The sequence below is a fragment of the Halomonas sp. 707B3 genome (assembly GCF_024158645.1).
Taxonomy (GTDB): domain Bacteria; phylum Pseudomonadota; class Gammaproteobacteria; order Pseudomonadales; family Halomonadaceae; genus Vreelandella; species Vreelandella lionensis.
Window position 1 is genome coordinate 1 of record NZ_JAMZBE010000181.1, and the last position, 6,292, is coordinate 6,292.

Annotated in this window: 5 protein-coding genes and 2 pseudogenes; all 7 read left to right on the forward strand. The window is 50.5% G+C overall.

All coding sequences use genetic code 11. The features are described from left to right. Positions 1 to 152, forward strand: a pseudogene (gene trpA / locus BIS10_RS16675) (tryptophan synthase subunit alpha); the annotation flags it as partial. A gap of 706 nt (positions 153 to 858) precedes the next feature. Then, entirely contained in the window at positions 859 to 1,620 is a 762-nt protein-coding gene (locus BIS10_RS16680; protein ID WP_083023737.1) for a hypothetical protein, read from the forward strand. A 54-nt stretch (positions 1,621 to 1,674) separates the two neighbouring features. Then, positions 1,675 to 2,616, forward strand: a complete 942-nt coding sequence (locus BIS10_RS16685; RefSeq protein ID WP_253506928.1) for a hypothetical protein — start codon at positions 1,675 to 1,677, stop codon at positions 2,614 to 2,616. Between the two features lie 76 nt (positions 2,617 to 2,692). Beyond that, a complete protein-coding gene (locus tag BIS10_RS16690) occupies positions 2,693 to 3,400 on the forward strand; it encodes a C39 family peptidase (protein ID WP_083023733.1) in 708 nt (235 codons plus the stop codon). Between the two features lie 32 nt (positions 3,401 to 3,432). Further along, positions 3,433 to 4,242: a hypothetical protein gene (locus BIS10_RS16695; protein ID WP_253506932.1), complete on the forward strand. Its 810-nt coding sequence runs from the start codon at positions 3,433 to 3,435 to the stop codon at positions 4,240 to 4,242. A 467-nt stretch (positions 4,243 to 4,709) separates the two neighbouring features. Beyond that, on the forward strand, positions 4,710 to 5,816 hold the full coding sequence (locus tag BIS10_RS16700; RefSeq protein WP_243470315.1) for a hypothetical protein: 1,107 nt from the start codon (positions 4,710 to 4,712) through the stop codon (positions 5,814 to 5,816). A gap of 107 nt (positions 5,817 to 5,923) precedes the next feature. Further along, positions 5,924 to 6,292: pseudogene (locus BIS10_RS16705) on the forward strand (dihydrodipicolinate synthase family protein); the annotation flags it as partial.

The window sequence follows — 6,292 nt, forward strand, 5'->3', positions numbered from 1 at the left end:
CCATTGGCCGCTTCAGCGACGCCGTGGTCGTGGGCTCTGCGCTGGTAGACTGCATCGAATACGCCAGCAGCGGCGATGACGCCGTGACGCGGGTGCATGGGCTGGTGAAAGAACTGGCGGAGAGTGTGAGAGGGTGTAGGGAAAACGGCTAGCATGAATACACGGCATGTTCGCATGCCGTGTGAGCAAAATAAAACGGCCTTCCGTATTTCTATGTAAGAAACTAGTCATTAGCGTTTGGAAAAGAAATACTCCCACCAAGAATTTTTCTACAGCCTCATAGATCCTTTGAATATCACCTCTGCGTACTATTGATAGAGCTTGCTGATAGGGCTTGTTGATAGCTCTTACTGACAGTGCTAAGACTTTCTTAAATTGGGTGCTCGCTGGAGTTAGCCAACATTAAAGGGCGCCAGTGGTTTTTACTCTTATTAGTCTATTTTTCTTATATTAACTTCCCAAATAATTATTGGTTATTAGCGTTTATAGTAAGCCTTTTTAATGAGGCAGGTGAAGTATTTGACAAATACCCAAACGTTAGTAAATAGCAGCGCAAACAGAGGCGCCTGCCGCAGATTGCGAGATATGAAACGATTCAATAAGCATTGCCTGTTGCCAAAAGGTGATTAGTAGGCATCAGAGTCATAAATTAAAATAACCATTCTGACTAATTAATATTAATTGGCTTCTTATTTGCCATTGTTGAATGAGCAATATCAACAAAAGCATCGACAAATATCAGGTTTAAACTCTCTTAATCCTCTTTTACTCTGTTACCAAAGGTTTCAAAAGTATATTTTTTGTGAATTTTGGTATCTGGGTAGTGCCTGGTTCACCCAATTCCACAGGCGTAAAACCATGATTGTGAAACAGGTGAGAGATAAGCAGCGGCGTGAGCAGAGGGGCGATGATTACCATAAAGGTAACGTCGATGCATGCCTAGCTAAGTATGCCAAATACAAGGCAAACCTCAAGGCGGTGGCCATGCTGACTAAGGGCGTCTCGACGTTATTCATCACTGGTTTCATCGCTAGCGCGTGGGCACAGGAGAGTTTGCCTGACGATAGCTATCACCGAGTGTTCACTACCAACTACCGTGCCGCCTCTCTCATCGACGGCCGCTCCCTTAGTAATGTTCAGGGGGCCATCAACGTCAACATGGCGTCAGGTTACGGCAATCTGCAGAGCAATTCCGGTGTTATTGCCATAGGAGACAATGCCTTGGCTAACAACATCGTGGTGCAGATAGCCGCTTTGAACAATCGCCTCGAGCCCGAACAAGCCAGTGCAGTGATCAAAGATCAAGCACTGAACCAAGCGGTGGGCTGGATATCCGTCAACCAAGCGGCGGGGCAATCAAATGTGCAGAGCAACACCTTGAGTGTAGCGCTGGGCATAAGAGGCAGCTCCTTGGCCAGCGAGTCGCTGAGCCAAGTGCTGCCTCGAACGCAGGAGCTGACAGAAGAGGCGGAGGACAATGCGTCGTCGCGGCGGGTCGAGATTGAGAAGTCGGCCTTTGCGGGGTCACGTGGCGTCATCCAAGTAAATCAGTCGGCTGGAATGGGCAACGCTACCGGGAACCATGTCGGTATCCGTATGACATCCGGTGCTCTCAGGTAGTAACGCCTTCCTTAATCAAGAGCAAGACTTGCAGTTTCATTCAGGAGAAAGGCAATGAAAACGTTTGCAAAAGCACCTCTCGCAGTGGCTATCGCAGCACTTCTCGCGGCTCCTTATGCGCTGGCGGAATACAACGGTAGCAATGATTTCGACACCGATGCCTATCTGGATGTGGATGTCGAAAACGATATCTCGGTAGCACTTGAGCATAGTGTTGCAAACTCAATCGAGGTAGGCGTCACTTTTGAAATGGAAGCCGCATCAGCAGATAACTTCGCTGCAGCCACCATCGATCGTAAGCAGTTTACCGATGACAATGCCGTATATTCGGACAAGAGTGTGAATAATGCCGGAGTTACAGGCTCCAGCAATAACGCTACCGGTAATATTGGCATTAACGTGGCGTCAGGCGATCTCAATAAACAGGCCAACGATACATCAATTGCAAGCGGTAATGCAGGAGAGGAATCTGGTGTAGAAAGTATGCTGTTTGGTGGTCGTCATGACGGTGGTAACGGTGGCGGTAATGGCGGTGGCAACGGCGGAGGTGATAACGGTAATAATGATGCCTTGATGGTGTTTGCCAAGGCAGCTACCTACTCCATTCAGTCCTCCTCCAATAACAGCTATGACAACGATGGCACTACGAACAGCGCTGTGATTGACAATTCGATGAATAATGTTTCGGGTAACATCGGTGTTAACGTTGCCTCTGGAGCAGGAAATGTTCAGAACAATGCCATGACGCTAGCGGTAGGCCAGGGTAGCTCCGCGGAAGCAACGACTGGTGGCGTTCAGGTATCCTACAACAACGTCTCCGACAATGACCTTTATGCGGCTAATGTCGGACCGTTTACCGTCTCCGTTGCGAACAATACAAACAATGCCGTACTGAACAATGCACTGGCTAGTGCTGCCGGTAACGTCGGCGTCAACATCTCCTCAGGTAACGGCAACATGCAAAGCAACACCCTGTCCATCGCTCGCGCTCAGTAAGCGGTACCGGGGATAAGGCCCGGCCCGCTGTGCGGGCCGGGTTTTTCTAATCAGGTTGCTTGGCAGGGAAATCGGTATGAAAACCTTTGCGATAGCGCTGCTCAGCCTCGCTCTTACTGCTGGTAATACACTGGCCACCCAACGGGCAGATGCCGCAACAATCCGGCTGGGAAATGTGTTGCCTGGCACCTTAGTAACCAAAGAGGTGCAGTCGATTCGGGAACGTCGCTTTGAAAACCTTATCGCGCAGGAAACGGACTTTTCCTGTGGCGCGGCATCCCTGGCAACCATTCTCAAGTATGCCTACGGCTGGTCAGAGGTGACTGAGGTGGATGTGCTTGAAGGAATGTTTGCGGTTAGTGATCCCGAGATGGCGCAGCGCATGGGGTTTTCTCTGCTTGATCTACGCAATTATGTGGAATCGGTTGGCTTGCGTGCTAGGGGCTACGAGATTGAGGGGGATGCCCTGGATGCCGTCTCTATTCCTGTCATTGTGCTGCTTAATCTCGCTGGTTATCAACACTTTGTAGTGATGAAAAAGGTAGTAGGGGACCGTGTTTATATTGGTGACCCCGCGCTGGGTAACAAAGTCATGAATCGTTCCGAATTTCTCGATGCTTGGAACAACATCATCTTTGCAGTCATCGGTGAGAATTTTGACACCCATACGGTGTTGCTAGACCCGGCCCAGCCGTTAACGGCACGCCGACTAACAGATGTTTTCTCCCCGGTGCCCAAGCAGCAATTACTGGATTTTGGATTTCGCCATGCTGAAGTGTTCTGACCGCTTGGTGCAATGATCATAAGGATGAAAGCATGAACGGGCATGAAAGTAAGCGGTGCCACGGCAAGATGACTGTATCGCTGCTCGGCGCATCTTTGATAATGGCGTTTACGCCGCTGGCGCAGGCGGCAACCACTGCATCTACAGACTTCAGCGATTCAGCTTTTCAGAATGGTAGGCAGCTGGCGGATCATGAATTAGCACAGCTGCGCGGTAAAGCGGTCAACAGTCGCGAGATCCTCTTTTTTGGCGTGGAAATGTCGACGCGCTGGCAAACCTCGGCAGGTGAGGATATTCATGCCCGGGCGAATCTAGGCTTTGATATGGCAGGAGGCCAGCCTACACCTCAATTCTCCACTCATATTACCGCTACCACGCCAGAAGCGTATGCGGCTTATCAACAAGCGATGAGCGATACGACCCCAGTGCTTGATGGTGGCAGTTTTAATGCTGAGGGGGTCGTACAGCTGGTACAAGCAGGTGGAGACTTCAATAGTGCCAATAACGCCTTCTGGGTGGATGTAGGGCAAGACGTAGCAAACAGCAACCACCAGCCAGCCAACGAAAAACTGATAGAAACCACACCGGGCGGTGCCCAAGTGACCATTGGCAGGCAGGCCGGTGGGCTCGGAATGATGCTGTCCGTACCTGGTGCAGGCGTGGTCAGCCAGGAAATACGCTCAAGCCGCGGACTTCATCAATCTATCCAACTCATCAGTGACCACCAGCAAATCAGTAATATGACGCGCTTGAATGTTCAGCTGGGAAGTAGCTCCGAAGCTGGGTTTAACCATGAGTTCAAACACTTATTGAACTCAGTCCGTTCACTGGAACACTTGTAGCAAGGCTAGATCTGATCTCTAGGTAAAAGCCCCAGCATCGCTGTATTGCTAGGCGTTTAAACGGTGTAGCACCTTCTCGATGACAACCTATTAAGTATCGACTGACTACGCAGCTCTCAATTTTGAGGGCTGCCCTCCGCCTTGCTGACTTCCTGCAGCAATATGTGCTAAGCCAAAATTAGCCCCTAATATGTCCTGATAAATCAGTTCGACATGAATGCTGATCTATGCCTATTGAGTAGGCGCAGAAACTGATCTCAAAAAAACCTAATTTTTTGTAGAGCCTTCGCTAGACTGCAATCTTAATCAAACAGTATGACGAGAGTCGTCAATCTTTTTCATGCTTATTGTGTCAAGACTATTGCTTGAAAGGCTGTCGAAAGGTATCAAGAAGTCTAGCCTTTCTTCGCGAGTGGAGAAGTGAAGGCAAAATGCTCGTAACGAGCTCATATTCAAGGGAGGCAATAATGCCGGAACACAAATCGACAAACCAGATGCAGTCTGCCGGTTACCAACTTTCGCTCTCGTTACTGCTTCTCGCTGCCGCGAGTATCTCGCCGGTAGCGATGGCACAGGACGCCAATGAAGAAGTTGTTCGAGATGCCCAGCCCAGTCAAAGCGTTCGGGACGTTCTACGCGAGGAGCATGCTCTGTTCTCTGATCGGTTAACGATTGAGCCAGGAATCAGCTACTCCTACTCCGACCGCAGTGACTTGGCCCTAAGTGGGTTCTTGGCGCTGGATGCGATCTTTCTCGGCAATATCAACGTCGATACGATAGAGAGCCACACCACTACATTCGACTTGAATACTCGTTACGGTGTAACAGACCGTTTAGAGATAGAACTCATGCTCCCCTATGTCTACCGCAGCAGCCACTACGAGACTATTGGTGCTGGTGGATCAACAGGCGGGTTGGTTGAAGAAACCGTCAGCCAGGGCGACCTGGGGGATATTAGCGCCGGGCTGTATTATCGTCTCTTACCTGAGACTGAATCCCGGCCCGATGTTGTCTGGAATTTCTCTGTTCGGGCACCTACTGGTAAACACCCTTACGACATCAGAACGAATACGAGGATTGTGGATGCAGGAGAGGGTGAAACTGAAAACCTCTCGGTGCCGACCACTCTCCCTACCGGTAACGGTGTTTGGGGCGTAGGCACTGGCCTATCGTTTCTTAAAACCATCGACCCCGCCATTATCTTCGCTAATATTGGCTACACCCATAACATCAAACGAAGCTTTGACGATATCAACTCAAACGATCAGGTAGTGCCCGGTGAAGTGAATCTTGGCGATAATATCCGCCTAGGGTTTGGGACAGCCTTCGCATTGAACGAGCGATTTAGTCTCTCTATGTCGTTTACTCATCAGCACGCTCTGGCAACAAAAGTTACCGCTAGTGGTGGGCGTGAGCAAACGATAATTGGCAGTAGCGCTAATGCCGCCTCTGTAAATTTTGGTGCTACTTATGGCCTATCAGACTCCACGTCGATTGTTACCAGTATTGGTATCGGCATGACGGACGATGCGCCAGACTTTACCCTCGATTTCCGTATGCCTTTTCAGATCTAAACAGGTGTTATGCCCCTGTGCCACAGGCACAGGGGCTGCCCTAGACTTTTTCATACGCTAGGCCAACCACTACGCTAATACCTAACTTACCCTAAAAGGACACCCCCATGTTTACCGGCCTGAGTGCATTTCCGTTAACCCCCATGAATGAGCAAGGCATCAACGAGCAGGAATTTACCCAGCTAGTGGCGCGCTTGGCGCAGGCGCAGGTGGATTCCATCGGCGTGCTGGGTTCTACCGGTAGCTACGCTTATTTAAGCGTGGAAGAGCGGGCGCGGGTGGCCAAGCTGAGCGTGGAGAGTGCGGCGGGGTGCCGGTGGTGGTAGGCATTGGTGCGCTGCGCATCCGCGATGTGCTGGCCAATGCTGAGCACGCACAGCAGGCTGGGGCTGGCGGCCTGCTGTTAGCGCCTGTTTCGTACCAAAAGCTGACTGATGACGACGTGTTTAACCTGTTCAGCACCGTCAGCCGCGCCA